The sequence below is a fragment of the Corynebacterium sp. LaCa54 genome, assembly GCF_046717495.1.
Taxonomy (GTDB): Bacteria; Actinomycetota; Actinomycetes; order Mycobacteriales; family Mycobacteriaceae; genus Corynebacterium; species Corynebacterium kefirresidentii.
On record NZ_CP177115.1, the window covers coordinates 785,559 to 811,268 of the forward strand.

26 protein-coding genes and 1 pseudogene are annotated in these 25,710 nt (G+C 56.9%); 6 read left to right on the forward strand and 21 right to left on the reverse strand.

What is annotated here, in order from left to right; genetic code table 11:
* Positions 1–12: 12 nt before the first annotated feature.
* Positions 13–390 carry a hypothetical protein gene (locus ACLI1M_RS03935; protein ID WP_301716304.1) on the reverse strand — a complete coding sequence of 126 codons (378 nt, stop codon included), beginning with the start codon at positions 388–390 and terminating at the stop codon, positions 13–15.
* Between the two features lie 11 nt (positions 391–401).
* On the reverse strand, positions 402–743 hold the full coding sequence (locus ACLI1M_RS03940) for a hypothetical protein (RefSeq protein WP_411706669.1): 342 nt from the start codon (positions 741–743) through the stop codon (positions 402–404).
* A 25-nt stretch (positions 744–768) separates the two neighbouring features.
* Between ACLI1M_RS03940 and ACLI1M_RS03945 the strand changes: the two genes are divergently transcribed.
* Together ACLI1M_RS03945 and ACLI1M_RS03950 are read left to right on the forward strand one after the other, a co-directional pair.
* Positions 769–1,638, forward strand: a complete 870-nt coding sequence (locus ACLI1M_RS03945; protein WP_411706670.1) for a patatin family protein — start codon at positions 769–771, stop codon at positions 1,636–1,638.
* Positions 1,639–1,790: 152 nt separating this feature from the next.
* Positions 1,791–3,356, forward strand: a complete 1,566-nt coding sequence (locus ACLI1M_RS03950; RefSeq protein WP_411706671.1) for a TrkA C-terminal domain-containing protein — start codon at positions 1,791–1,793, stop codon at positions 3,354–3,356.
* 82 nt (positions 3,357–3,438) lie between these two features.
* On the opposite strand, the gene ACLI1M_RS03955 is transcribed toward ACLI1M_RS03950, so the two are convergent.
* A complete protein-coding gene (locus ACLI1M_RS03955) occupies positions 3,439–5,073 on the reverse strand; it encodes a peptide chain release factor 3 (RefSeq protein WP_411706672.1) in 1,635 nt (544 codons plus the stop codon).
* Between the two features lie 24 nt (positions 5,074–5,097).
* Positions 5,098–5,934 (reverse strand): SDR family NAD(P)-dependent oxidoreductase, encoded by an 837-nt coding sequence (locus tag ACLI1M_RS03960; protein ID WP_340440216.1) that lies wholly within the window; start codon positions 5,932–5,934, stop codon positions 5,098–5,100.
* A gap of 80 nt (positions 5,935–6,014) precedes the next feature.
* Here ACLI1M_RS03960 and ACLI1M_RS03965 point away from each other — a divergent pair, with 80 nt between their 5' ends.
* Together ACLI1M_RS03965 and ACLI1M_RS03970 are read left to right on the forward strand one after the other, a co-directional pair.
* Complete coding sequence (locus tag ACLI1M_RS03965; RefSeq protein ID WP_411706673.1) at positions 6,015–7,367, forward strand: TrkH family potassium uptake protein; 1,353 nt, start codon at positions 6,015–6,017, stop codon at positions 7,365–7,367.
* Entirely contained in the window at positions 7,360–8,052 is a 693-nt protein-coding gene (locus ACLI1M_RS03970; protein ID WP_200435979.1) for a potassium channel family protein, read from the forward strand. The genes ACLI1M_RS03965 and ACLI1M_RS03970 overlap by 8 nt, the downstream gene beginning before the upstream one ends.
* Here ACLI1M_RS03970 and pth (ACLI1M_RS03975) read toward each other — a convergent pair.
* Positions 8,049–8,696 carry an aminoacyl-tRNA hydrolase gene (gene pth, locus ACLI1M_RS03975; protein ID WP_316330722.1) on the reverse strand — a complete coding sequence of 216 codons (648 nt, stop codon included), beginning with the start codon at positions 8,694–8,696 and terminating at the stop codon, positions 8,049–8,051. The two genes, ACLI1M_RS03970 and pth (ACLI1M_RS03975), sit on opposite strands and share 4 nt — an antisense overlap.
* 35 nt (positions 8,697–8,731) lie before the next feature.
* On the opposite strand from pth (ACLI1M_RS03975), the gene ACLI1M_RS03980 reads away from it, so the two are divergent.
* Together ACLI1M_RS03980 and ACLI1M_RS03985 are read left to right on the forward strand one after the other, a co-directional pair.
* The gene (locus ACLI1M_RS03980) at positions 8,732–9,715 is read left to right on the forward strand and encodes a nitronate monooxygenase (protein WP_411706674.1); all 984 of its coding nucleotides are present in this window, start codon (positions 8,732–8,734) and stop codon (positions 9,713–9,715) included.
* 64 nt (positions 9,716–9,779) lie between these two features.
* On the forward strand, positions 9,780–11,234 hold the full coding sequence (locus tag ACLI1M_RS03985; protein WP_375545473.1) for a glyceraldehyde-3-phosphate dehydrogenase: 1,455 nt from the start codon (positions 9,780–9,782) through the stop codon (positions 11,232–11,234).
* 383 nt (positions 11,235–11,617) lie between these two features.
* Here the strand turns inward: ACLI1M_RS03985 and ACLI1M_RS03990 are convergent, their stop codons facing one another.
* The 16 genes and pseudogenes from ACLI1M_RS03990 to glmU form a co-directional block, all read right to left on the reverse strand.
* Positions 11,618–12,595 carry an Imm51 family immunity protein gene (locus ACLI1M_RS03990; RefSeq protein ID WP_200287886.1) on the reverse strand — a complete coding sequence of 326 codons (978 nt, stop codon included), beginning with the start codon at positions 12,593–12,595 and terminating at the stop codon, positions 11,618–11,620.
* A 257-nt stretch (positions 12,596–12,852) separates the two neighbouring features.
* A complete protein-coding gene (locus ACLI1M_RS03995; RefSeq protein WP_200287884.1) occupies positions 12,853–13,269 on the reverse strand; it encodes a hypothetical protein in 417 nt (138 codons plus the stop codon).
* Positions 13,241–13,828, reverse strand: a complete 588-nt coding sequence (locus ACLI1M_RS04000) for an HNH/ENDO VII family nuclease (RefSeq protein ID WP_411706735.1) — start codon at positions 13,826–13,828, stop codon at positions 13,241–13,243. Before ACLI1M_RS04000 ends, ACLI1M_RS03995 begins: the two co-directional genes overlap by 29 nt.
* A gap of 177 nt (positions 13,829–14,005) precedes the next feature.
* Positions 14,006–14,446, reverse strand: a complete 441-nt coding sequence (locus ACLI1M_RS04005; RefSeq protein WP_200287880.1) for a hypothetical protein — start codon at positions 14,444–14,446, stop codon at positions 14,006–14,008.
* A 630-nt stretch (positions 14,447–15,076) separates the two neighbouring features.
* Positions 15,077–15,637: an SMI1/KNR4 family protein gene (locus tag ACLI1M_RS04010; protein ID WP_200287878.1), complete on the reverse strand. Its 561-nt coding sequence runs from the start codon at positions 15,635–15,637 to the stop codon at positions 15,077–15,079.
* A 4-nt stretch (positions 15,638–15,641) separates the two neighbouring features.
* Positions 15,642–15,761, reverse strand: a pseudogene (locus ACLI1M_RS04015) (HNH endonuclease); the annotation flags it as partial.
* Between the two features lie 18 nt (positions 15,762–15,779).
* Positions 15,780–17,150: a hypothetical protein gene (locus ACLI1M_RS04020; RefSeq protein ID WP_411706675.1), complete on the reverse strand. Its 1,371-nt coding sequence runs from the start codon at positions 17,148–17,150 to the stop codon at positions 15,780–15,782.
* 82 nt (positions 17,151–17,232) lie between these two features.
* Entirely contained in the window at positions 17,233–17,946 is a 714-nt protein-coding gene (locus tag ACLI1M_RS04025; RefSeq protein ID WP_411706676.1) for an ATP-binding cassette domain-containing protein, read from the reverse strand.
* Between the two features lie 87 nt (positions 17,947–18,033).
* A complete protein-coding gene (locus tag ACLI1M_RS04030; protein ID WP_200287870.1) occupies positions 18,034–18,693 on the reverse strand; it encodes a response regulator in 660 nt (219 codons plus the stop codon).
* The gene (locus tag ACLI1M_RS04035; protein WP_200287868.1) at positions 18,686–19,864 is read right to left on the reverse strand and encodes a sensor histidine kinase; all 1,179 of its coding nucleotides are present in this window, start codon (positions 19,862–19,864) and stop codon (positions 18,686–18,688) included. The genes ACLI1M_RS04030 and ACLI1M_RS04035 overlap by 8 nt, the downstream gene beginning before the upstream one ends.
* Positions 19,865–19,893: 29 nt before the next feature.
* Positions 19,894–20,781: a polyphosphate kinase 2 gene (gene ppk2 / locus ACLI1M_RS04040; protein WP_086588148.1), complete on the reverse strand. Its 888-nt coding sequence runs from the start codon at positions 20,779–20,781 to the stop codon at positions 19,894–19,896.
* 76 nt (positions 20,782–20,857) lie between these two features.
* Positions 20,858–21,718, reverse strand: a complete 861-nt coding sequence (locus tag ACLI1M_RS04045; protein WP_023021922.1) for a fumarylacetoacetate hydrolase family protein — start codon at positions 21,716–21,718, stop codon at positions 20,858–20,860.
* A 5-nt stretch (positions 21,719–21,723) separates the two neighbouring features.
* A complete protein-coding gene (pth, locus tag ACLI1M_RS04050; protein ID WP_034656468.1) occupies positions 21,724–22,254 on the reverse strand; it encodes an aminoacyl-tRNA hydrolase in 531 nt (176 codons plus the stop codon).
* 92 nt (positions 22,255–22,346) lie between these two features.
* Entirely contained in the window at positions 22,347–23,000 is a 654-nt protein-coding gene (locus tag ACLI1M_RS04055) for a 50S ribosomal protein L25/general stress protein Ctc (protein ID WP_023021920.1), read from the reverse strand.
* Positions 23,001–23,253: 253 nt separating this feature from the next.
* The gene (locus ACLI1M_RS04060) at positions 23,254–24,228 is read right to left on the reverse strand and encodes a ribose-phosphate diphosphokinase (RefSeq protein ID WP_005323655.1); all 975 of its coding nucleotides are present in this window, start codon (positions 24,226–24,228) and stop codon (positions 23,254–23,256) included.
* A gap of 15 nt (positions 24,229–24,243) precedes the next feature.
* On the reverse strand, positions 24,244–25,689 hold the full coding sequence (gene glmU / locus ACLI1M_RS04065; protein ID WP_023021919.1) for a bifunctional UDP-N-acetylglucosamine diphosphorylase/glucosamine-1-phosphate N-acetyltransferase GlmU: 1,446 nt from the start codon (positions 25,687–25,689) through the stop codon (positions 24,244–24,246).
* Between the last annotated feature and the right edge of the window lie 21 nt (positions 25,690–25,710).

Genomic DNA, 25,710 nt, shown 5'->3' on the forward strand with positions numbered 1-25,710 from the left:
TCCTTTCAAAAGTTATTCGACTACTAAAGCCAAGGCGGGGGAGAGCTCATATTCGCCGGGGCGGGGAAGGTGGTCTAAGAGGGCGTCGGCAAGCGCGGGCGTAAGCGGAATAACCCAGCCGCGCCGGGGATCCTTGATGGGCAGGGCATCCTTCTTCGCAGCCGGGAAATGAACCGTTGCGGTGGGAGAAACCAGGGTGGCCGACTCGCGGGAGCGGGCTACCTCGCGCAGAACCTCCGCGCCGGGCTGATTGGTGACCACTATGATCAATGAGCCGGCGGTGTGGATTTCCAGCCTTTCCACCTGGGCAGTGGGGGCAGTGGAATCGGGGTGCGCTAAGCGCGGGGACTGCGTGCCTGTGAGTCGAGCAAGTGCATCTTTTAATCCCATAAGCCTCTAGCCTAGTGAGCGCGCACGGTAACGGTGTGGCCGCGCTCTAGATCGAAGTAGGTGCGTTGTCCCGTGGCGGCAACGTGCTCGCGAGCGAGAGATTCGTCTTGGGTAACCGACGTAGCAAAAAATACTAAAGGGCCGCCTGGGTGGCGCCAGGTACTGAGATAGCGTGCACCTTCTTGCCTGGCTAATGCGAGGGCCGTGCGTATTGCATCCGGAGTGGGCTCATCTGCTTTCAGCAGCGCCTTCCCGGTGGGAGTGTAGGCAAACCCGGTGCGGGGCTGCTGGCCGGTTTCAATATCGAAGGTGCCTTCCTCGTCCGCGAGCAATTGCCGGAAAATGCGCTTCATTGGGTCCAGCGTAGTATGGGGCACCATGATTGATGCCAGCAACACCGCACTCGTTATTGAAGGCGGCGGCATGCGCAATTCCTATACCGCCGCCTGCATGGTTAAGCTCATCGAAGAAGGCGTGGACTTTGGTTGGGTAGGCGGGGTTTCGGCCGGGGCATCTCATACCGTTAATTATTTATCGCGCGATGCCCGGCGTGCGGAAGAGTCGTTTACGGACTTTGCCAAGAATCCCAGCTTTGGCGGCGTGGGCTCGCTGGTGCGTGGATCCGGCTATTTTAATGCGGAATATATTTATGAGCGCGCCGCGGATAAGGACCTGCCTTTTGATTGGACGGCTTACCGCGAGCACCCGGCCGATATGGTGCTGGCGGCAGCGCGGGCGGATACCGGCGAGTCCGTTTATTGGACGCGCGAGGATGTCCACACCCCAGAGGATCTTTTTGTGCGGGTGCGAGCCTCTTCCACGCTCCCGCTGATTATGCCGATGCGTTTTATTGACGGCGCTCCCTATGTCGACGGCGCTTTAGGCTCTTCCGGCGGCATTACCATCGCGCAAGCGGAGGAGGCCGGCTACGAGAAGTTCCTTTTCATCGGTACTAAGCCGCGTGGGTATGTACGTCCTGAGGTGGCGCGCCCGGCCTTAATCCGCCGCATCTTCCGCAGGTACCCCGCTATTGCCGACGCCCTGATAGCCCGCCCCGCTATCTACAATGCCGCCAAGGACCGCCTTGTGGAATTGGAACGCCAAGGCAAGGCCCAGCTATTTTTTCCGGAGGACATGCAGGTCGCCTCTACCGAGCGCAATGTGCACAAGCTGAGCGCGAATTATCAGGCGGGTAAAGCCCAGACCTATACGGAGTGGCCGCGGTGGAAGGAATTCCTCCTCGACTAGTTCACTTTGGATAGTTGCTGTGAGATGTACCGCTGCTGGGGGTGGTCGGTCGACGGTGAAACTGGTCTAAGCAGTAGCGATGCCGAGTGCAGGCTTTGAAGAAAGTGTCTTTCACGTGGCACTTTGCTGGAAAATGCCTAAACTATTCCAGCGTGTTAGCAATTTTTGATGGAAATATATGGCTGAGCATCTTTTTCATAGTGCTGCTCGGCACGTTATTTGGCATGATTCCTTTCGGGCCGCTGCGCTTTGGCGCGGCCGGCACGCTTTTTGTGGGTTTGGCCTTCGGCTCGTTTATTGACCTGGACAAAGACATCCTAAGCTCCCTGCAAGAGCTGGGCTTGGGACTCTTTATTTATATGCAGGGGCTCTCCGCTGGTGAGCGCTTCTTCAAGGGCTTTTCCAAGCAGATGAAGCACATGCTCACGGCGGCCATTGCGATTGTGGTGGCTGCGGGCGCAGCCCTCCTCTTTGGTGGCATGCTGGGGCTGGATACCTTGGCTTCCGTTGGTGTATTTGCCGGCGCCACGACCTCGACGCCGTCGCTGGCAGTTGCCCAGCAACAAACCGGTGAAGAGCTACCCGCCGTGGGCTACTCGCTGGGCTATCCCGTGGGCGTGGCGGTGGCCATTTTGGTCGTGGCATTCCTGCTCAAGCAGAATTGGCCCGCCAAGCACGATAAGGACAATTCTGCCTCCAAGATCTTCCGTTCCCGCACCATTCGCGTTACCAAAGACGTGAACTACGATGATTTGGAAGAACAGTTCAAGGATCACTTTGTGATCGCTACCATTCGCCGCGGTAATAAGGTCCGGGTTGCCGGCGATCGCCCCGAATTGCACAAGGGCGATATCCTGCGCGTGATGGTCACCAAGGCTAAGGCCCGTGAGCTCACCCAAATGCTGGGCAAGCGCCAGCCGCAGACTCCGTTCGTGGATAAGCGCCTGGTCATCGAAACCGTGGCTGTATCTAACCAGGATATTGCCGGTCGCACCGTAGAGGAGTTGAACCTGTTTTCTCGCTATGGCGGGCGCATCGTGCGCGTGCAGCGTGGCGATGAGCAATTCTTGGCCAATAACGAAACCCACTTGGCCTCTGGCGATACGCTGGAGCTCATCGTGAAGTTTGACCGTTTGGGCGATATCCGGGATTACTTCGGTGACTCCGTTAAGTCCTACTCCGAGTTGAACTGGGTGGCACTAGGCGGCGGTCTTTTCTTGGGCTACCTGCTCGGCCAGGTCGTAGTACCGATGCCGGGAGGCGCTTCCTTCGAACTGGGCTTTGCACTCGGACCGCTGATTACCGGCCTGATCCTCGGCGCGCTGCACCGCACCCGCCGCATCCCGTGGCAGGTTCCAGCCTCCATTAATACCGCCTTCCAGCAGTGGGGCCTCGTCATCTTCTTGGCATCCGTGGGCCTATCTTCTGGTGAGGCATTCCTGTCCACCGCATTCTCCTGGATGGGGCTGAAGTGCATGATCCTTGCTGCCATTGTTACCTCGGTGGCTGCTGTGTTGTTCGCCGTGGCGAATCGCTTCATGGGGCAATCTGAAACTCGCACCGTCGGCGGACTCTCCGGCATTTTTGCCCAGCCAGCCGTAGTCAATTACGCCACGGGGCTTAGCTCCGACTCACGTATTATGATCGGCTACGCCGCCACGATTGTGGTGGCACAGGTGGTCAAAATCGCCGTTGTCCCAGTGATGTTGATGCTTTAACCGGGCAACCGAAAAAGGCTGCTTCCCAAGAATGGGAAGCAGCCTTTTGCTTGTCTTGTAGAGAAAAGAAAGCAGTGCTGCTTTAATCCGCCACCAGCGTTTCCATGGTCAGCTCTGGGTGTTCTTTCTCAATGAAGGCGAGCTTCCACTTATCACCAAAGAGCGCGATGAGCTCGCCATCTTGGCGAGTAAAGATCTCCACTCCGCGCTGACGGCCTAGTTCCGGGGCGGATTCAGCATCGGTGCGCCGGGCCACGGAATAGGGGATGGGTTCGGTGACGGTTTCTACGTTGTATTCGAACTCCATGCGGGCCTGCATGACCTCGAACTGCATGGGGCCAACCGCCGCCATGACCGGCGAGGCATCGCCACGGGCCTCGTTCTTGAGAATCTGAACCACGCCCTCGGCTGCTAGCTGATCCAGGCCCTTGCGGAAGGCCTTGTACTTGCCCAGCGACTTCGCGCGCAGAATCTGGAAAGCCTCAGGGGCGAACTGAGGCATCGGCTTGAATTGGACCTTTTTGCCGGAGTAGATGGTGTCACCAGGCGCGAGTGAGCCGGCGTTGACCAAACCTACGATATCGCCCGGATAGGCGGTATCCACGGTATCGCGCGTGCGGCCGAAGACGGTCAGCGCATACTTGGTGGAAAAGCTGCGGCCAGACTGGGCGTGGTGCACCTGCATGCCGCGCTCAAATTCGCCGGAGACCACGCGCATGAAGGCCAAGTTATCGCGATGCTTTTGGTCCATGCCTGCCTGAACCTTAAAGACGACGCCGGAGAATTCATCGCTTACTTCGCGGACCTCGTCGATAGCACTGGTGGCAGCCTCAACCGCCTTAGGATCAGATTCGCGCGAGTGCGGGGCCGGGGCAATGGCACACAGCGTATCCAGGATTTGGTGCACACCAAAGTTCAGCATCGCAGAGGCAAAAATGAGTGGGGAGGTCACGCATTGCTCAAAAAGCTCCTGATCATGCAGGGCACCATCGGCGGCGAGGAGCTCGGCCTCTTCGACCGCGGTTTCCCACACATCTTCTTCCTTCTTACCGGCGGAATCCGGGTCGAAGTGTTCCTCTGGAGCAATGGTGGAACCGCCAGCGGTGCGGATGAAGTGGATATACTCATCGGCCTCGCCATCCTCGTTGATGTGTGCCAGGCCGCGGAAGTCGCCGGCTATGCCCACCGGCCAGTACAGCGGGGTGGGCTGCAGCTGGATTTCGTTGACGATCTCATCAACGAGCTCCAAGGGCTCGCGGCCCACGCGGTCCCACTTATTGATCACAGTGACGATGGGCAAGCCGCGGGCCTTGCAGACGCGGAAGAGCTTGAGGGTCTGGGGCTCGAGGCCCTTGGCGGCGTCGATAAGCATGACTGCCGCATCTACCGCGGTGAGCACGCGGTAGGTGTCTTCCGAAAAGTCCGCGTGGCCTGGGGTATCAACCAGGTTGATCATGTAGGGCTCGCCCTCGTGTCCCTCGGGCGCATACTCGAACTGCAGCGCTGAGGAAGCCACGGAAATACCGCGGTCCTTCTCCATGTCCATCCAGTCAGACACGGTGGACTTGCGGTTGCCCTTGCCGTGGACCGCGCCGGCCTCATTAATAACGTGTGCGTGTAGCGCCAGCGCCTCCGTCAGCGTGGACTTACCAGCATCCGGGTGGGCGATGACGGCAAACGTGCGGCGGCGTGAGGCCTCAGAAACGACAGAACTCATGCGGCATAGTCTAGTGGGTTTGCGCTACCACTCCACATTGAGGCGGCGCCCCAAATCATCAAAGACGCGGCGGGCCACCGATAGCTTCTTCGCAATGGGGCGCTGCAGCCCGGGTTTGCGCTTGTCGTTGTAGTATTCGCCGGACTCAAAATGGATTCCCTCAGTGCCGGTCAGGTAGTAGGCGAGGTTATCGCCGCCTTCGGCAGGCTTGCCAAAGGTTTTGCCTAGAACCCCTGAATAAATCTTGGACATCATGCCCGTCGAGGACTTGGAAAAGTCCGTGGCCAGCACGCCCGGGTGGAAAGAGACTGCATTAAGCCCGTGGGCATCGAAATAGCGGGTAAGCAGGATATCTCCCAACTTGGCGTTGCCATAAGCACGCTCGGGGCTAAAGTGCTCCACGGTATTGGGATCGTCTGGGGCAAAGTTGGACATGAGAAAATTGGCCAGCGAAGCGGTCTGGACCACGTTCGCGTTATCCTCGCGCAGTTTGTCCCGAAGCAGGGAAGTCAGCAGAAAGGGCGCAACCACGTTGACTTGCCAGGTGCGCTCAAATCCATCAGCAGTGGTGGAGGGGCCATCGAAAATGCCGCCAGCATTATTGCCTAGCGCATGGATATGCTCCAGCTCGCTCAACTCTCCAGCCAGGCGGCGCACCTGCCCCAAAGACTCGAAATCGGCAAGGAAGTACTGGCCGCCCACTTCCTGTGCCACCGCGCGAGTCTTTTCCGGGTTGCGGCCAATAATAACCAGGTTGTCTTGCGGGCGGGTGCGGTGCAACTGGCGTGCGGCCGCGGCGCCCAGCCCGCCCGATGCGCCCGTAATCACAATCGTCTTGGCAGTGCTATGTGGCGAAGTCATAGCCCCAATCTTAACTTCGCGGCGGGGGTGGTGCCTGCTAGCAGTTTCCTTGCACCCCAAGCAGGTCTATACTTCCGCTCGTGAAACATCTGCTTTCCATACGGCAGTGGGGACCGGCGCGCTTAACCGCCGCCGGCTTTCTTTTGCTCATTTTGCTTGGAACGGTTTTGCTCATGCTACCGTTCGCCGAGGCCGGCACCGCCCGCGCTTCTTTTCTGTCTGCGCTTTTTACCGCTACGTCTGCGGTATCGCTAACCGGACTTATCGTGGTGGATACCGGTAGTTTTTGGAGCCCGGCCGGCCAAGTGATCATCTTGGCACTCATCCAACTGGGTGGCTTGGGCATCATGTCCCTGGCCTCGCTATCCGGTCTGCTTTTTACCGGCCGGATTAGCTTCAAAGCACGCAAAACGGGCGCCTATGAGGGGCGCCCCATTGCTCCTGGCGGAATTCGCAAGACGCTGATTTTTACCTTTGCCTTTACCGCCGTGGCAGAGATCATCATCGCTCTCATCGTGGCTGCGCGGTTGATGATTGGCTATGGTCATTCCTTTCCGCGCGCGGTATGGGAAGGCATCTTTCACGCCATTTCTGCATTCAATAACGCGGGATTTAGCACCAATAGCGATAATCTAGTGCCCTTTGTTGCCGATGCCTGGATTCTGCTGCCCTTAGCCGCCGCGCTGATCGGTGGCGGCTTGGGATTTCCGGTATGGGCGGAGCTGGTGCGCCTCGTGCGCCGCAACAGTTACGTGGTCCACCGCATCTCCATTACCGCGCGCATGACTTTGGTTGCTACGGCCGTGCTCTTGGTCGCTGGTGCGGTCTTTTTCGCCTGCATGGAATGGACCGGGCTGATGTCGTCCATGTCGCTGGGAGAAAAACTGCTCAACTCTTTCTTTGCCAGTGCATCTCCGCGCACGGCCGGCTTTAATGCCATCGACTACGGGCAGGCTCACCCCATTACCCTGATGGGCACCGATATTTTGATGTTTATCGGCGGCGGGTCTGCCGGTACCGCCGGTGGCATTAAAGTCACCACCGCGTGCGTGCTCTTGGCGGCGATGGCGGCTGAGTTCACTGGGCGCGAAACCACGACCATCGGGCACCGCAGCCTTCCGCGCTCGGTAACCCGCCAGGCCCTGGCCTTGAGCTTTGCCGGAGTCATGGTGGTCACACTCGGCGTGGCGGCCCTGCGCTTTTTCGATCCGGAGTTTAGCGGTGACCAAGTCTCTTTCGAAGTGCTCTCCGCATTCGCTACGGTGGGCTTGTCCACCGGAATTACCGCAAGCCTATCTGCACCTTCGCAGATAGTGCTGTGCCTCATCATGTACCTGGGCCGTGTTGGCCCAACCACCTTGGTAGCGGCGCTGGCGGCAAAAACCGTAAGTCGGCGTTTTAGCTATCCCGAAGAAAGGCCGTTCCTTGGCTAATATTCTCAAGGCGCTGGGTCGCACCCGCGCCGGCATCGATATTCCTCCCGTCGTCGTCATCGGTCTGGGGCGATTTGGCTCCTCGCTAGCCCATGAGTTGATGGCCAATGGCGTTGAGGTCCTTGGTATTGACTCCAGCGAAAAGCGAGTGCGCGAGGAAGCGCCTTACCTCACTGAGACCATTGCGGCAGATACCACTGACCCGGAAGCCTTACGTCAGCTGGGCGTGGAGGAAGTCGAGCGCGTCATCGTCGCTATCGGCTCCCACCTGGAAGACTCCATTCTTACCGCGTCTAATCTGGTGGAGCTGGGGGTGAAAGATATCTGGGCCAAGGCAGATTCGGAGGCGCATGCGCGCATTTTGAGCCAGATAGGCACCCACCATGTCATCCGTCCGGAGCGCGATACCGGCCGCCGTGTGGCCTACCTTTTGGGCGGGCGCTTTCGTGATTTCGCAGAAATCGCTACCGATTACGGCGTGACCCAAATGGCCGTTCCTAGCTCATTGGTGGGCCGACCGCTCGACCTTTCCGCCATCTGGCGCACCCACCGCGTGCAATTGGTTTCGGTGCGTTGTGCGGAAGGGGAATGGGCCCCGCTTGCCGACGCCACCGAGCTCGCCCCCACCGATTTCATCGTCGCCGCCGGCAGCCCCCAGGCCCTAGAGAAATTCTCCCAGTGTTAGCGCGAGTGAATCTGGTTTTGGGCTTTGCTTAGCCCTTCGGTGACGATGAGCCGAGCCGCCTTAGCTGCAGTGGCAATGGCGGCGTCGAAACCCGCACCGGTATCCACCGGGCCTAATACATAGTCTGGAATCGACGAGCCCTTGGGCGGGCGCGCAATACCAATGCGCACACGGAGATAGTCGCGCGTGCCTAAGCGCTCGGTGAGGGACTTGAGCCCGTTGTGCCCGTTTTCATTGCCACCCTGCTTGAGCCGGACCTTATTGGCCGGCAGATCGAGCTCATCGTGGAGGACAATCACATGGTCTGGAGCGATACCTAATTGCTGCGCTAGCGGTGCCACAGGATCCCCCGACAGGTTCATAAAGGTGCCCGAACGCACGGCAAGTACTTTATGGCCCTCCCAATTAAGCGGAGCTGCCTGGACATCCATCCCGCGCACCGGTTCGAGGACATCTCCACCGGCTGCGAGGAGATCATCGATGGCCATATAGCCCACATTGTGGCGGGTAGCGGCATACTTCGCGCCGGGGTTGCCCAAGCCCACGATAAGCCAGTCTGCCTCCAGATCATTCGGATTGAGCCCCGGTTGCGTCTTTTTTCCTGCGCCAAAGATCCGCGCGAAAAAATCTCCTAAATCTGCCACTGCGCTAGCTTCCTCTCTCGGTAGGGTGGGGTGGTATGAGTCAGGTTATTAGCTCCTTTTCCCGTAACGTAATTCCCGCGCCAATGGCCGGTGGTCCCACCACCCCGGAACTGGTGCACGCAGCTTTTGCGGCCGGCTCTTTCGGCACCCTAGGTTTGGGCTCTGCCAGCATCGACTCTGCTCGCACACAGATAGAACAGTGCGCCGGAATTCCGTTCGGGGTGAACCTCTTTTGCCCTCAAGATCCACTTACCGAGCCGTACTTGGCAGCTGCACGCGAGTTGGCTCAAGCAGAAAACCAGCCGCTACCCGAGCCCGACTACTCCTTTGGCTATGCAGAAAAGCTGGAGCTAGCCCTTCGCGGTGGCGCCCGGGTGGTGTGGTCCATGTTTGGAACCTTTACACCCGAACAGATAGAGCGAATCCACGCTGCGGGCGCAGAGGCGTGGACCACCGTTACCACCCCTACGGAGGCAATTGCGGCCGCACGTGGCGGCGTCGACGTGCTCTGCGTCCAAGGTCCGGCGGCTGGTGGACACCGTGGAACCTGGGAGCTTTCCGCAACCCCGGATTCCCGGGGCTTAGAAGAGCTAGTAGCCGATGTGCGCGCCGCTTCTCCAGAACTTCCCCTTATCGCAGCCGGTGGCCTGCGCACCGCGGCTGATGTAGCCAACGCTATGTCCTGGAGCGGAGTTGCCGCCTGCTCTTGCGGGTCCGCCTTTTTGCTCGCTGCCGAGGCTGGCACGAGCGACTATAACCGGCAGCTTCTTCGCCGTGGTGGGAAAACCGTGTCCACCCGTGCATTCTCAGGCCGCTTCGCCCGCGGTTTGGAGACCGAGTACACCCGGAGACACCCTGACTTGCCCCCGGTCTACCCACTTTTGAATCCGGTCCTAAAGAAACGCCGTGCGCAGCACGATGATGCCGTATCCTACTGCCTCGTAGGTACAGAGGTAGGCAAAATAAACGGGGGTACTGTGGCCGACATCCTTAACCGACTATGCCAAAACCCACACTAGTAGGCGCTAATATTTAGGTTTGAAGATTTAATGCCACCCCCGTGACAGAAAAGGAATGAATTTCGTGACTGCGAACGCACATGTTGGCCATGATGATTGGAACGAGCGCCTCGAGCTGGCGCAGCAGATGATTCCACTCATCCACCAGCTGCACCGCAACAATAACGTTGTCACCACCATCTTCGGCCGCCCGCTGGTGGGCCAGACGGATATCGACATCATCAAGTCCCACCGCTACGGCCGCCGCATTGCGCAGCGCCACCTGTCCACGGCGGAGACCCTGCCAATCCTGGTGGAATTGGCGGACATGAACCTAGGCGCCGCCAGCGTTGACCTCGGCCGCTTGGTACTGGGCTGGGAGGAGTCCAACGAGGAAAACCTCCGCATGTACCTGGAAGGCGAGCTATGCGAGATCGTCGGTGCAGGCGTGGATTTGGAAACCACCGACGTCGTCCTCTATGGCTTTGGTCGCATTGGCCGACTGCTTGCCCGCCTGCTCGTCGCCCGCGAGGCAGCCTATGGTGGAGTCCGCCTGCGCGGCATCGTCCTGCGCAAGAAGGGAGATGGGGACATCCTCAAGCGCGCCTCCTTGCTGCGCCGCGATTCCGTCCACGGCGCCTTCAACGGCACCATCTCCGTGGATGAGGAAAACGAGGTCATCTGGGCCAACGGCACCAAGATCCAGATGATCTACGCTAACGATCCCTCCGAGATTGACTACACCTCTTATGGCATCAACGATGCCATCTTGGTAGATAACACTGGCGCGTGGCGCGACCGCGAGGGCTTGTCCCAGCACCTCAAGGCCAAGGGCATCTCTCGTGTGCTTTTGACTGCACCGGGCAAGGGCGATATCAAGAACATCGTCTACGGCATCAATAACGAAAAGATCACCGATGAGGATCAGATCCTCTCCGCCGCGTCCTGCACCACCAACGGCATCACCCCAGTACTCAAGGTCATCAATGACCGCTACGGCGTAACCCACGGCCACGTGGAAACGGCGCACTCGTTTACCAATGACCAGAACCTCATCGATAACTACCACAAGGGTGATCGCCGTGGCCGCGCCGCGGGCCTGAACATGGTGCTTACCGCCACCGGTGCAGCTAAGGCTGTGTCTAAGGCTCTGCCGGAGTTCGAAGGCAAGCTCACCGGCAACGCCATCCGCGTTCCTACCCCGGACGTGTCTATGGCCGTGCTTAACCTTGAACTGGAAAAGGAAGTAGACCGCGAAGAGGTCAACGACTTCCTGCGCAACGTTTCGCTGCACTCTGACTTGCGTCAGCAGATTTCCTATATCGCCTCCCCAGAGGTTGTTTCCTCTGACTTCATCGGCAATACCCACGCTGGCATTGTCGACGGTGTTGCCACCATCGCCTCCGGCAAGCACCTCGTGCTTTATGTGTGGTACGACAACGAGTTCGGTTACTCCAACCAGGTAGTACGCATCGTAGAAGAGCTGGCGGGTACCCGCCCGGTTGTTCTGCCGAAGCGCGTTTCTCCTGCTGAGCTTTAAGGCTCAATGATTTTAAGCCCGCGGTTACCCGCGGGCTATAGTCGTTTTAAGGGCTAAGGGCTTATACGTTTGTGACTCGGCGTGTTGGTGGGGCTAGATTTGACCTTCTTGGATGCTGATTGAATGGTTGGGGCACCCCTAGCCGGTGTAGCTGAAGTCTCGGTTTCACCGCCTTCAGGCGATCGGATTGTCAAAGACTTTCCTATTGCGCAAGACTCCACGCTTGAGGGTGGTATTCAACGATTCTGCTAGGGGTCAGGCCCGGTATTGATGGTGTCTTTGGCTATATGTCGGCCAAGTCTGTCGTAGGTATACCAGTAATAATGCGCAGCACCATTCCAGCCAGCTGACTAGTTTTTAACGTGTCAGGATAAAGCTTCTTTTTAGTCGTCGAAGTCTATTCCTGCTGCTTCGGCTTGCTTGAGCCTTTGTTGTAGGTCGTTTGTGTTGTTGAAGAGTTCTGTGAGTTGGTCGTGGAGTGGTTGCAGGATCTTGGTGGTGCCAATGAGGCTGAACATGCCTGCTTCGCTGTCGAATTCGATGCCGTTGGTGGTTACGTTTGCTTGTCGGAGTAGGTACTTGGCGAGGTTGTCGAGGAAGTAGCCGTTGGGTGTGTGCCCTGCTTGTTCTATGACGCCGGCTGCTTCTTCTGGCATGGTGTCCATGGCGGCGAACAGGGTGGTCATACCGTCGATTTCTGCGAGGTGGAAGAGTGGCTGGTCTTCCTGCTGTGAGTCGGTTTGCATAGTGTCGTGTTCCTGGCTTTCAATGAAGTCGGGGCGCGTGGGGCGCGGGGTATCGATTAGACCGTAGTAAGCTAGTGCGTCTTCAAGGGCATATTCGATTTCGCGGTGCCCGCCTAGGACATCGGTCATAAAGTAGGTGCCTTCTGGGGCTTCATCCGTGGTGCCGCCTTGCGGCGGGTTTGTGTCGTGGATCGTGTAGTTGATGATCCGTCTTTCCTTTGGCATCCATTCATCTTCTTTTGTTGTGGGGACGAATGCTTGCTCCTCTGGTGACCATAAGTCCGCGAGTGTGTAGTGGAAGTAGTTGTCAAAAGGGATGGTATTAGGATGGCTTTTCGCTGGGATTCTCTGAAAAGGTCCGCCTTTTCTGAAGTCACTCTTGACGATCTGAATTGGCGGAATAAGCAGTTCGTTCTTTTCGACGAGTGGAAACCAGGTTGTATCTGATGGATCGCTGATGAGCGCGCGATAAGGGTGGAGCATTGCGGCCGCACCAAAGAATGCTTCGGTGGAGGCGACGCCAACAGGGATGTAACCGAGGGTGGTTTTCATCAGGTAGAGCTGTCCCGCTTTAGGGCGGCTGCCTTTAGGGCTGTCTAAAGAGAATTTTAGCATCTAGGGGGCCTGACCTCCGGAAAGTAGACACGTCGGGGTTAGCTATGCTGCTTGGATCAGCATAGCTGATGTGAGTGCTTCGAAGTCATCGGGAGCTAGAAGGTTGCATCAGGAGTGTCGTCTGCGCGTGTTGTAGCGCATGCACCGAGCGTGTCAAGTTGTTTGGGTCCTGACCCCTGTTTGGTAGATTACCTTTCTTCCCAACCCAACCGGGCTGGATATCAGGTGTCTACCAAACAGGGGTCAGGTCCGCCTGTTTATCCGTAGCTATACACCCACTGCTCGAATGTCTTGAAGGGGCCTTCAACGTAGTCCTTTTCTTGAAAATCGTACATTCCACATATAACCGACCCATTGGGCTTCTGTTCGAAGACGCCCCAGACAAAACCGTCATCATAGGCTACTGGGAAGAAGCGTTTTGAATCGACAAGATCGGCTGACCGGAAATCCTCTAGAAACCCTTCGAAGGCGTTTTCATAGACTCCATATGGGGCAGGTGTGAAGAAATTTAACGATGGCGGAGAAAAGGCCGTGTAATGCTTCCAGAATTGGAAGTATTGTTCGGGAATCCAAGATGGAGCCACCGATTTCAGCTGAGACAGTTCACTTTTACTTAGACCGTGGCCGTACAAGTATGAGAGTAGCTTATCTGAGAGTTTTTTCTGACCGGTCATAAATAGTCCAATGCCTTTTCTTTCCAGTATGTGTGTCTCCACTCCCTAAAGAATGCGCGGTAGACAGGGGGACATCTGTTGGAAACTCGCTCCTATTCATTCCGTGGAATATATGGAGAAATTTAGCGTTTTCTGTGTGTATCTGTTTTGTAATTTCTACCACGGCTGATCGATCATCTTGTCCGATATGGTGCAAATTCACTGTGTTTCCATCTACCCCTATTGGGGCGCGCCCATGCCTCATTAAATCGACATTGGTGCCAATTCCACTACCAATTTCCCGAGGAAGGTACACCTCTTTGTGCGGATTGAATACCTGTCTACCAGTCTGTTGATATACAACCTTCCCTTGAACTTCCTTGGCCGCCCAACAGCCGTGCAGTCCCAGCACGTCGACCCAGTGTGCTGCGTGGTCGACATACCCCTGTGCGGAGGCGAGCCGTGGTGCAAGTCCGAGTGGGTCTTGGGCGTTATAGGTACCCAAGGTGGGACTGTAGTAGCGGAACCGGTTGTACGCCCAGTCTGATTCAGCATCTTCATATTGGCTGGCAAACAGCAGGGGACTGGTGCACCGACCAGATCATGTGCGTGTGCCGTAGAGGGTTTGGGTGGTGTGTACCTCTAAGACTCCAGTGGTGGTGTTGATGGTGCTTTGGGCCACGCGTCGGACGAGTCCGTCGTAGGTGTAGGAAAGGAAGAGGCTTCGGTCGCTGACTCTGCTAGAAACTCACTAGACTTAAGTCTCTGATGCGGGGCTAAATGTTAAGTGCAAACTAAGCGGCACTAACTCGCCCTCACTATTTTTCGTGAAACCTTTCGGGGCACTTAATGCGATTTCTGTGGAGCCGGACCATGGTAAGGAGTAAAGAGCTCCGACAAATCCCTCCGAGCCTGCAACCTGGCTTTCAACTACATCTGATATTTCTATTTTCCCATCAAAAGTATCAATGACATGCTTGGAGAAAGCGTTTTGCTCTTCGATGGGTGTATCGGTAAAGCAAACAGTGGCTGAAAACCTCTCGCCTATCTCTAGATCTGGAAGCGCTACTGCAAATGCGCCCTTGGCTCTACCGACCGGCGGATTATCCGACCAATGAAGTTCGGTTCCAGTAGATTCGTCGCCAAACACTTCAAAAATGTAGTTTGTTGGCTCGATCTTAATGAGAAAGGATTTCAATCGTATACTCCTAATCAGTTAATTTTTCTCTAAAACAGCCACCGTCGCCATTTTTGTTAGAACGGTAGAAACTGGACGATGATCCTCTACTTCTCTGCACAGAACGTGACACTCCTTTTACGGTTGCTCTTGCACCTCCCTGTCTACTTGGTGCGTACGGAAATTCATCGGGGCGCTTCATTGTGCTGATGCGAGGCGTAGGGCGAGCCCGAGTGGGTCTTGAGCGTTCTAGGCGCCCAGCGTGGGGTTGTAGTAACGGAGGCGGTTGTAATCCCGCTCGGATTCAGTATCCCGATACTGGCCGGCGAACAACGGGGGCTCGTGCACCGGCCACTTCAGATGCTTGAGCCTAACCCCTGGCGTGTCCACTTTCCGGGGTCAGGACCCAAAGCAGTTGTGCCCCTGGCGGTAGCCCTATTGATGGTTAATTCTACTGCTTATGCGATAAAATAGACGATCTAGTAGGAAAGATTGGGGGAATTGATGAATTTCTTGCGACTTAAAAAAGGCTTTATTGTTGCAATATAAGCATCTAGATAAAAGGTTCGGTAAGCGCTCTTTCAAGTAGGGTATCGATCAAGATGTATTAGTGGAATTAATCGATAGGAAATAGAGTTGCTGCGACTACTTTTAATGTTCTAGATTGGCATTTGAAAATTCTATATTTTTGACAGTCTTGCTTGGAAAAAAGAATTTTCCAAACTTCTCTGATCGCCTTTGCGGTGCCTTGGGTGCCTTCCCTCGGCTATTGATTAGAAGCGATATGAAGGATGTAAAATCTTTTGATACTTGGAAAACTTTCCCTTCGTCTTCATATAGTATGCTTCCGATTGAAAACTCTTCATTGGAGAGGTTAATTAAAAACTTGTCCTCGGGGGGATTGCTTGCTTCGCAAAAGTAAAATCCCCAGTCATGGAGCCAAGTAGGGTCCAGTTGAATGGCATTTTCCCATATGTCGATTGGTGTCGCGTTTCCAAAAATCATGGTTGCTTCAACTTCGAGAGCAGTTGAGTCGTTTGTCCTGAGCTGTACATGTGAGTAGGTCTCGGAAATGACTCCACCTCCATGAAGGGATAAAAATTCTAGATAGTCTTCAGGCAGAGATGAATCTACGGTTCGCTTTAATTCTGAAATTTCCTCCTCAGTAAACGGATCGCCATTAATTGAGAAAAAGTCTGACGGAAGTTTCATTTATTTATCCTTTCTTGCCCCAAAGGCTAAATCCACCTTTGTGAGATGCTCTGTGTGCGCCTTTTTCAACTAGCTGCATTCTTCCAGTCTCCTGATGGTGGTGCCAGGTCAACCCGTCAGCAGAGCGATACTCTTGCGAGGCTTAGTTTGCCGGCCGCAGCGCTTTAGTTTTAAGCAGCCGGATGACCATCCACGTACCAGCCGTGGCGAAGATTCCTGTCAGCACCGTCGCAAGAATATAGCGGGCAGGGGAATCCGCGTTCATGGGCCATGCGGGGAAGGCGATCAACCACAGCGGGGTTCTAGCGAGGACGTCTCCACCCAAGGTCACGGAGATGATAGTGCAGACGATGCACAGTGCTAGGCCACTCATGATGCCCAGACGAATCACGATGAGAAGAGAGAATACCGAAATCACATATCCCACCCCAATGGCTAGGGGGAGTTGGATGGCCGTCGTCGAAGCCGGGCTGCCAGAAGCACTAAGCGCGAGCGACGCGCCTATGCATACTGCGGATACTATCCCGAAAAACCACCAGAGGAGGGCGCTGGAACAATGACGGGATTCAATATGGCTGAGCGGCCATACCGGCGCGAGTAATGGCCACACCATAACCGGTAGCACACCTGCCCCTACAGGGAGAAGCAGAAAAATAAAGAAGCCCTGGACATAAGTCGGAGGATAGAAAAGGGCAAGAAATAGCAGTGTCAAGGCACTTAACGCCAAGCAGGCGATAACCGCTGGGCTGCACGCCGCCCGGTGGAGACCAACTAGCGCGCCTGCAAAGCGGGGGCGGGCGGTAGCACGCGGTGCAGTGGCGCCGCTAGAGGCAGGGGTCGTCTGGCCGCGGCGAGGTACAGCGAGACGGAGCAGACGGCGCGGAGTGATGATGGCCGCATAGACGCCCACTGCTGCGAGAAGTAGCGTCAGAGCGAGGGCCAGCAGCGGACTTTCTTGCAGGAGCAGATTGCCTGGATCCAAGGGCACGGAATTTTGATGAATGTGCAGTGAATGAAGCAAGAGTCGCATGGGCCAAGCTGGTGGAAAAGTCCACCACGTAGGGCCTTCGACGACCTTGGAAGTCACGCTTAAAACCTGCCAGACAACGCTGAGTATTAGTGTCGCGCCAAGGCCATAGCGCCGCGAACAGGCAGAGGCTAGGCCGGCAATGCCAAAAGCACCGAGGAAGGAATATAGCCCGGCGAGTGCCACGAGGTGGTGCTGTTCGCGGCCTTGTACGAACACTACTACCCAGGACACCCCGAAGTTGAGGAGGTGGAACGCGCCCAAGCTGGCGAGCACTACCACTAAGCGGGCAGTGTGTTCGTAGCGGGTAGTGAGGCGGCGCCACAAGGTGCCGCCGCCACGGGCAAGAACCTCTCGGCGCTCTGTAACTGCGGCAAATACCGCAACGAGCGGCGCGTACATGCCGGTGACAAACATAGATTGCCAGCCGAGAACACCGGTAGCATCCTTAGCCGGGGAAGCGAAAGCAGAAAAGACTATGGTCATTAGCGCAAGCGGTAAGGCGAGAAGAGGTAGCCACTGCACAGCGCTGCCGCGGCTGCGTATCAGCTCTGCCGAAAGGTAGCGCTTAAACATCGGCCTCACCACCCGGAGAGGTGAGGCGGAAGAACTCGGACTCCAATTGTCCGCTGGGGGCAAGCTCCTGCAAGGACCCGGAATAGCGAATGGTGCCCTGAGACAAAATGGTGATGTCGTCGGCCAAATGAAGGACCTCGCCAAGCTGATGAGAGCTGACCACAACAGTGTGGCCGGCTGCTGCCAAGTCTCGCAGCAAAGTACGCAGCTCCACTATGCCCTGTGGATCAAGACCATTTTGAGGTTCATCCAGCAGCAAAATTTCCGGATCCCCTAATAAAGCCTGCGCCAATGCCAAGCGGGCCTTCATACCGGTGGAAAAGGATTTGGCTTTCTTAGAACCGACCTCGGCGAGTCCCGCAATGGCTAAAACACGCTCTACCTCAGACTCCGGCAGACCTAGCAAGCGGGTATGTACGCGCAGGTTGGCAGCGGCGGAAAGATGCCCGTAGAAGGCGGGTCCATTCACGGATGCCCCCACATGGTCGAGTACTTCACGTGACCACGGGGCACCAGCCACGCGTACTATTCCGGAATCTGCCGGCAGCAGGCCAAGGAAGATGGAAAAGAGAGTGGATTTTCCGGCCCCGTTGCGTCCAAGCAAGGCGTGGACGCGGCCAGGGGAAATGCGAAAGTCCACATCCCGGAGCACCGCGTGGGAACCAAAGGATTTGGTGACGTGTTCAAAGGAGATCTCAAAACTCATACCGCCCAGTCTCGCGGCAGAGCGCCGCAATAACCTCCGCCTAGGCTATGGACCTTAGCGCGAAGTTCTCCTACCACGGTAGGAGGCTTAGGCGATGCCAGCCTTTTGCGCCAAGAGCACTAGAGCTACGCGGTCGCGTGCAGCCAGTTTGGAAAGCAGAGAGGAAATATGTGTCTTGACAGTCGTATCCGCGATGACCATTTCACGGGCAATTTCCGCGTTGGTGGCACCGCGGGCGATGAGGGCTAAGACTTCTCGTTCGCGACGGGTGACAAGGCTTAAGCCTTGGCGCTCTCGCGCGCTCAGCTGTCCGCGCGCAATTGCGGCGCGGTAGGTCTGCAAGACTGGGCCGGTTACCTTAGCAGCTAGGACCGATTCGCCCTTGGCGACGTCCCGCACAGCCCCCACCAGTACATCTGGGTCGGCGTCTTTGAGGAGAAACCCATGCGCGCCAGCGGCGATAGATTGAGCCACCAAATCATCTTCATTAAATGTAGTGAGCATGATGATTCGGCAGTCAGGCACCCGAGAAAGGATGGCTTGAGTCGCGGCAATGCCGTCCATTCCGGGCATTCGGATATCTAGAATCGCGACGTCAATGCGGTGGCTTATCGCCGCGGTAACGGCTTCGTTGCCGGTGTGCGCGGTGGTAACGACCTCAATATCCTCCTGAGCATTGAGGATCGTGGACAAAGCCGCGACGAGCAGCGCTTGGTCATCGGCAAGCAGTACACGAATCTTAGACACGGTTTTCCTTCTGCAACGGAAGTTCGGCGAGCAGGGTGAATTTTGTGGCATCGCCCCAGCTCTCTAGCTTTCCACCCAATGCGTTGGCACGTTCTTCCACACCGATCAGGCCCACGCCGCTACCTGGGACTTCGCTGGGAGTCGGGGAGGGCGTGGAAGAAATTAGGGTGAGTCGGGCGACGTCGGCAAGCGCAAGCTCCACATCCACCTGGGTTCCTGGGCCCTGGTGGCGCAACGCGTTGGTCAAACCCTCAGAAATGATGCGCACCAACGCCAATTGCGTAAGTGCTGGAGCCTCGTAGGCCTCAGGTATATGCGCGTTAATGTCCAAGCCTGCCGCTCGGAAGCCATCGATAATGCCCTCGATGTGCTCTAGCTGCGTGGTGGGCTCCAGTGAGGTAGGTCCGGTGCTTCGCAGTGCAGTGACGATGCCGCGGACCTCTTCCAAAGCAGAATCCGCGCCATCACGAATACTGGCCAGCGCATCGTGGGCAGCCTCAGTGTTTGCACGAGCGGCAATGATCCCGGCGTTTGCCTGAACCTTGATCAACGTGAGGGAATGAGCGAGTACATCATGCAGCTCCCGTGCGATGAGCAGGCGTTCTTCTTCTTGGGCTTGGCGAAATCGCTCTTGCGCTAGCTGCTCGCGCTGGCGTGCTAAATCGAAGTAGCGCGCAGCTATAAAATATGTGCTGCCTAGAACCGCCCAGTGCACGACCAACATGGCCAAGTAGCGGCGGTCCAGTTGGTAATGCAAAAAGAAAGACTCCGGATCTATGCGCCACATGAATGGCGAAATGAAGGAGCCAAGAATAGTTAGAGCCAGTACCGTGCGGGGAATGGCGCGGCGTGTGACATAGCGGGAGGTGGCATACACCGCCATGGGTGCAGTCAGGGCCCACGGGGTAATTCCCAGGTTAGTGGGAAGCTGGCTCATCCAAGCCATCGCCCAAGCTGCGAGAAGCACGATAAAGCCCGTGGCGCTGAGCACGGGACGGCTCCGCCAGACCCACATAAATGGCAGGAATAGCAACGATAGACCTGCCTGAATAATCTCAATTATGCTGGGATTCTTCGCGGCAGAAATGACATAAAATAGCGCAATGAGCACCGCCACCGCAGTGAGGATTTTATCTCCTAAACGCGCTTCCGCGACGGTGTCAGTGCTCATGATTGAAGATAGTAATACGGCCGGTGCTGCTACTTCTTCTTATCCTTCTTCTTGCCCTTCTTTGAGGTTTTCTTCGCCGTCTTCTGCTCGGACTTGCGCTCCAGCTTGGCTGCTACATCAGGCACATAGCGGAACTCTTCGCGGGCGGGGCGCTCGTAGGTCTCGCCATCAGATTCAGGGCGCTGCGGGATTTCAGGCATCTTGCGCTCGATCTTCTCGTAGGGAATGGTGCTGAGAAGGTGCGAGATGACATTGATACGCGAGCGCTTCTTGTCTTCCGATTCCACGGTGTACCACGGGGCGGTTGGGGTATCGGTGTGAATGAACATGGCATCCTTCGCGCGGGAATAGTCCTCCCAGCGGGTAATGGATTGCAGGTCCATAGGGGAGAGCTTCCAGCGGCGTAGCGGATCATTGCGGCGGGACTCAAAGCGCTTAATCTGCTCCTCATCGGAGACAGAGAACCAGTACTTGCGCAGCATGATGCCGTCTTCTACCAGCATCTGCTCAAAGGTAGGTGCCTGGTGGAGGAAGCGGACGTATTCCTGATCGGTGCAAAAGCCCATGACGCGTTCGACGCCGGCGCGGTTGTACCAGGAGCGGTCAAAGATGACAATTTCGCCCTTCGTTGGCAGCTTTTCCACATAGCGCTGGAAGTACCACTGGCCCTGCTCACGGGAGTTCGGGGCGGGCAGCGCCTCGACGCGGCACGTACGTGGGTTGAGGTACTGGGTGATGCGCTTGATAGCAGAGCCTTTGCCGGCGGCGTCGCGGCCTTCCATGATGATGACGACGCGGGCCCCGGTTTCAACGACCCACTGCTGCATGTCCACGAGTTCTGCCTGAAGGCGCTCGAGTTCCTTCTCGTAGGCCTTCTTGTTGAGTTTCTTAGGGGCTTTACTGCTCTTTGTGCTCATTGTCTCAGTTTAACCGCCGTTGATAGCAGGGGAGAAAACTGCACCGCCCTCGTTGGAGTGAGAATCTGGGCACAGTCTAAGAGCAGGTACAGCCTGGACCGCAGCCTGGTTCGCCGAAAAAAGTTGTATTGGAAATATGCCCCAAGCCCTCAATAGCAATGGTGACATTTTGACCATCTTGAATAAACTGCTGCGGCTCCCGTGCAAATCCAACGCCCTCTGGGGTACCGGTAACGATGACGTCTCCCGGATTGAGCGGGTAAAGCTGCGAGCAAAACTCGATCAGCTCAGCAACTGAAAAGATAAGGTCATCGGTGTTATCGCGCTGCCTTTCTTCGCCGCCCACGGTAGTAGTAAGTAAAGCACCAGAACCAGGTGCCCATTCCTCCGCGGTGGTGAGCCACGGGCCGAAGCCTGCGGTGCGATAGAAGGACTTACCGGCATGGAACTGGCTCGTCTGACGCTGGAAATCGCGCAGCGTGTAGTCATTCATGATGGCATAGCCGGCGACATAGTCGAGCGCCTCATTCCGGTTCACGCGGTGGGCGCGCTCGCCGATGATGACCGCCAGCTCGCCTTCATAATCCAGCTTCTGTGTGGCAAATTCTGGAATGAAGACATCATCATAGGGGCCGGTGAGGGCATCGGCGAACTTGATGAACAAGGTGGGGTGTTCGGGGAATTCCCGGCCCATTTCGCGGATGTGTTTGGCGTAATTAAGCCCGACGCAGATAATTTTGCCGGGATTCGGGACTACGGCCTCCAAGTCGGCGTGGTCGAAGACCACGGGTTCGCCGGAAAGCTGTGCGGCTTTTCGCCAGTCCTCGCTGCGTAGCAGCTGGCCCACATCCTCATAATCCAATTCGACACCCACGTTATCGCCGTCGATGCGGATAGCGGAAGTGCCAAAGCCGGTGCGTAGGGTAGCCAGTTTCATGGCGACTATCCTACGCGCAGGATCTCATCCACCGCGTTCGCGCAGATAATGGGGATCTCCACCTTTTCTTGCTTTGTCCAAGGCTTGAGCACAAACGATGCTGGATCCATGCGGCCCGGTGGGCGTCCGATTCCTATAGAAAGGCGTTGATAGTCCTTTGTTCCCAGGGACTTGGTGGTGGATCGCAAACCATTATGGCCGTGGTCGCCGCCACCGTCACGGAGTTTAATGGTGCCAAAATCGAGTTCCAGTTCATCGTGGACGACGATGATATTGGCGGCGGAGAGATGAAAATATTGTGCTAGGGCTTTGATCGGCCCGCCGGAAAGGTTCATAAAAGACCGCGGCTTCGCACAAATAATTTTACGGCCACCTGTCATGCCCTCGGCGACCTCGGTATTGGTCTTCTTGTGCACCGAAAAGCTGCTCATGAGCTCGCCAGCGAGTTCTTCAGCTACAGCGAAGCCGATATTGTGGCGGGTTCCTGCGTACCTGGGGCCAGGGTTACCAAGGCCTACTACGAGAAGTGGAGTCACGCGCTCAATTGTCTCATACAGCGAAAGGAAAACGGCGAAACCGCCGCGAGGTGTATTTCTCACGGCGGTTTACGTACAGGAAGGGGAAGGGATTACTCCTCTTCAGAGTCAGAGGACTTTTCGTCCTCATCTGCGGACTCGGCACCAGCGTCAGCGCCGCCTTCCTCAGCAGCCTCGGCTGCTTCCTCGAGCTCCTCATCAACCTCAGGCAGGGAGATGGATACGATGACGGTGTCTTCTTCTGCCACCAAGGTGGTGTCTTCCGGCATGGTGACATCGGCAGCGGTGATAACCGCGCCGTCCTCGAGGCCCTCGATGGAAACCTCGAGCTCCTCCGGAATGTTCAGTACGTCTGCCTCAACCAGCAGTACGTCAGCATCCTGGATGTGCATAGTGCCTGGGGCCGGCTCGCCGGTCAAGGTAACCGGAACCTCAACCTCAACCTTCTCGCCACGCTTAATAGCAAGCAGGTCAACGTGGTCGATATCGAAGGTCAGGACGTTCTGATCAACGTGCTTAACCATGGTCAGGTACTGCTCACCGTCGATCTCCAGCTCCAAAACGGCGTTGACACCGTTGTTGCGGACGAGGGACTGGATGTCCAGCAGCGGAACTGCGAAGTGAACCGGCTCCTGGTGGGCACCGTAGATGACGCCTGGGACCTTCCAGTCGCGGCGCAGGCGGCGTGCGACACCCTTGCCAAACTCGGTACGTGCTTCAGCCTTGATTACTGGGCGCTGTGCCATGCTTCATTCTCCTTAGTCAAAGTAGTGCGGCGCGGCCAACGCGATAAAACGACGAAAGCCTGCCGATGGACGTCTTGGACGAGTCATCGCAGGCGTATATAAAAGCAACGTGCTCTAACTTCAATCGCGTCGATAACGGCTTCCTCATCCTGAGGTCGCCCTCGCCGAGACTGGGTTAGATTAGCACGCGTACCGTTAGCAAATCAAAAGCCGCCGAAGTAAATTCTCGGCGGCTAGTGATAGTAGATCATGTTTAGGCGCGGTCAAACAAGGTGGTGACAGAACCATTCTCGAAGATCTCGTGGATGGTCTGTGCCAAAAGCGGTGCGATGGACAGCACCGTGAGGTTAGACCAGCCCTCGGTGGACTGCGGCAGGGTATCGGTGGTGATAACTTCCTCCGCACCGCATTCAGACAGACGCTCGCGGGCGGGATCAGAAAAGACGCCGTGGGTGCAGGCAATGATGACCTTCTTGGCGCCGGCGTCCTTCAGCACGCGCACGGCGCCAGCAATGGTGCCGCCGGTATCAATCATGTCGTCGAGAAGCACGCAGTCCTTGCCCTCAACATCGCCTACTACGCGGTTGGATACCGTCTTATTGGCCTCGGTATTGGAGCGGGTCTTGTGCACGAAGGCCAGCGGGGCATCGCCCAAGTCATGGGCCCACTTTTCCGCAACCTTTACGCGGCCGGCATCCGGGGAGACAACCGTGATGTTATCGGTGGCGTACTTGGACTTGATGTAATCGGTCAGGATGGGCTGAGCATGCATGTGATCAACCGGGCCATCGAAGAAGCCCTGAATCTGATCGGTGTGCAGGTCCACGGAGACGATGCGGTCCGCGCCGGCTGCCTGCAGTAGGTCTGCCACTAGGCGAGCGGAAATCGGCTCGCGGCCCAAGTGCTTCTTATCCTGGCGTGCATATGGGTAGAAGGGCAGGATGGCAGTGATGCGCTTCGCGGAGCCGCGCTTGAGAGCGTCAATCATGATGAGCTGCTCCACCAGCCACTTATTGAGAGGCTGGGTATGAGACTGCATCACAAAGCAATCTGCACCACGCACGGACTCTTCAAAGCGGATGAAGATTTCGCCGTTAGCGAAATCGCGGGCGGTAGTAGGAACCAGATCCGTCTTCAGCTCCTTAGCCACAGCCTCCGCCAGCTCTGGGTGTGCACGCCCAGAGAAGAGCTTCATGTTTTTGCTGCTACCAGTTACCTTGCCAGTCATGGGAGAATATGCCCCTTACTTTTCGTTGTCCTGCGCACGGGCTGCGGCCTCAGCCGCGGGAGTACCCGGACGCTTCTTTTGAACCCAGCCCTCGATGTTGCGCTGTTTGCCACCGGAGACTGCGAGTGCTCCCGCAGGAACATCGTCCTTAATTACTGTACCCGCACCGGAGTACGCGCCATCACCGACATTGACCGGAGCGATAAACATTGTGTCAGAACCGGTGCGCACGTGGCTGCCGATGGTGGTGTGGTGCTTGTTTACTCCGTCGTAGTTTACAAAGACGGAAGAGGCGCCAATATTGGACTGCTCGCCCACGGTGGCATCGCCGATATAGGTCAGGTGCGGCACCTTGGAGCCGCGACCAATTTGCGCATTCTTTGCCTCTACGAAGCCGCCGAGCTTTCCGTCCTCGCCCACCACGGTCTTCGGGCGGATATAGGTAAACGGGCCGACCTTAGCGTTGGTGCCGATGACAGAATCGCTGCCATGAGTGCGCACGACGGAAGCACCTTCGCCCACTTGCATATTGGTCAGGGTGGTATCGGGGCCAATCTCGGCATTATCGGCGATGCTGGTCGCTCCCCACAGCTGGGTGCCGGGGTGAATGATGACATCGGAGCCCACGGTGACATTGACACCAATCCAGGTGGTCTCCGGATCTACGATGGTGGCTCCGCCGCGCATCGCCTTTTCCACCATGCGTCGGTTGAGCTCGCGGCCGGCAGCGGCGAGCTGCACGCGGTCATTGACGCCCGCCAGTTCGGCCGGATCCGCTGCCACATGCGCGCCGACGCCGTGTCCAGCGGTGCGGGCGATCTCGAGCACATCGGTGATGTATAGCTCGCCTTGGGCGTTATTGGAGTCGAGCTTCTGGAGGGCGTCGGCAAGCACGCGGCCGTCAAAAGCGAAGACGCCGGAGTTGACCTCATCGACTCGGCGCTGCTCTTCGGAGGCGTCCTTTTGCTCGACAATGGCGGACACGCTGCCGTCCTCAGCGCGGATGATACGGCCGTAGCCGGTGGGATCCTCTAAGCGCATGGATAGCACCGTTACCGCATTGCCCTGCTCGGTGTGGGTAGCGCGCAGGCCCTCGATGGTCTCTGGGGTAAGTAGCGGTACGTCGCCATTAGTGACGATGATGGTGCCCTCAAACTCCGGAATCGGCTCCAAGCCGCAGGCCACTGCGTGGCCGGTGCCCAGCTGTTCTTCCTGTACTGCCTGCAGCACCTCGCAGTCCAGCTCCTGGGAGATGGCATCCACAGCGGGGGAGACCTGGTCGCGTTGGTGGCCTACCACCGTGACAATGCGTTCCGGATTAATCCCGGCCGCGGCATGCAGAGCGTGGCCGAGCAAGCTGCGCCCGCCAATCTCGTGCAAGGTCTTTTGCTTGGTGGATTTCATGCGGGTGCCGGCACCAGCCGCAAGGACGACTACGGCACACGGGGTTGTTGCTACCACGGGTTTTTGAGCTCCTGGGGG

What these genes read in the sequence shown, in the direction of transcription:
- ACLI1M_RS03935 (WP_301716304.1), bottom strand. Translation starts at nt 390, where the DNA reads ATGGGATTAAAAGATGCACTTGCTCGACTCACAGGCACGCAGTCCCCG.
- ACLI1M_RS03940 (WP_411706669.1), bottom strand. Translation starts at nt 743, where the DNA reads ATGAAGCGCATTTTCCGGCAATTGCTCGCGGACGAGGAAGGCACCTTC.
- ACLI1M_RS03945 (WP_411706670.1), top strand. Translation starts at nt 769, where the DNA reads ATGATTGATGCCAGCAACACCGCACTCGTTATTGAAGGCGGCGGCATG.
- ACLI1M_RS03955 (WP_411706672.1), bottom strand. Translation starts at nt 5,073, where the DNA reads ATGAGTTCTGTCGTTTCTGAGGCCTCACGCCGCCGCACGTTTGCCGTC.
- ACLI1M_RS03960 (WP_340440216.1), bottom strand. Translation starts at nt 5,934, where the DNA reads ATGACTTCGCCACATAGCACTGCCAAGACGATTGTGATTACGGGCGCA.
- ACLI1M_RS03980 (WP_411706674.1), top strand. Translation starts at nt 8,732, where the DNA reads ATGAGTCAGGTTATTAGCTCCTTTTCCCGTAACGTAATTCCCGCGCCA.
- ACLI1M_RS03990 (WP_200287886.1), bottom strand. Translation starts at nt 12,595, where the DNA reads ATGCTAAAATTCTCTTTAGACAGCCCTAAAGGCAGCCGCCCTAAAGCG.
- ACLI1M_RS03995 (WP_200287884.1), bottom strand. Translation starts at nt 13,269, where the DNA reads ATGACCGGTCAGAAAAAACTCTCAGATAAGCTACTCTCATACTTGTAC.
- ACLI1M_RS04010 (WP_200287878.1), bottom strand. Translation starts at nt 15,637, where the DNA reads ATGAAACTTCCGTCAGACTTTTTCTCAATTAATGGCGATCCGTTTACT.
- ACLI1M_RS04020 (WP_411706675.1), bottom strand. Translation starts at nt 17,150, where the DNA reads ATGACCATAGTCTTTTCTGCTTTCGCTTCCCCGGCTAAGGATGCTACC.
- ACLI1M_RS04025 (WP_411706676.1), bottom strand. Translation starts at nt 17,946, where the DNA reads ATGAGTTTTGAGATCTCCTTTGAACACGTCACCAAATCCTTTGGTTCC.
- ACLI1M_RS04035 (WP_200287868.1), bottom strand. Translation starts at nt 19,864, where the DNA reads ATGAGCACTGACACCGTCGCGGAAGCGCGTTTAGGAGATAAAATCCTC.
- ppk2 (WP_086588148.1), bottom strand. Translation starts at nt 20,781, where the DNA reads ATGAGCACAAAGAGCAGTAAAGCCCCTAAGAAACTCAACAAGAAGGCC.
- ACLI1M_RS04045 (WP_023021922.1), bottom strand. Translation starts at nt 21,718, where the DNA reads ATGAAACTGGCTACCCTACGCACCGGCTTTGGCACTTCCGCTATCCGC.
- ACLI1M_RS04055 (WP_023021920.1), bottom strand. Translation starts at nt 23,000, where the DNA reads ATGGCACAGCGCCCAGTAATCAAGGCTGAAGCACGTACCGAGTTTGGC.
- ACLI1M_RS04060 (WP_005323655.1), bottom strand. Translation starts at nt 24,228, where the DNA reads ATGACTGGCAAGGTAACTGGTAGCAGCAAAAACATGAAGCTCTTCTCT.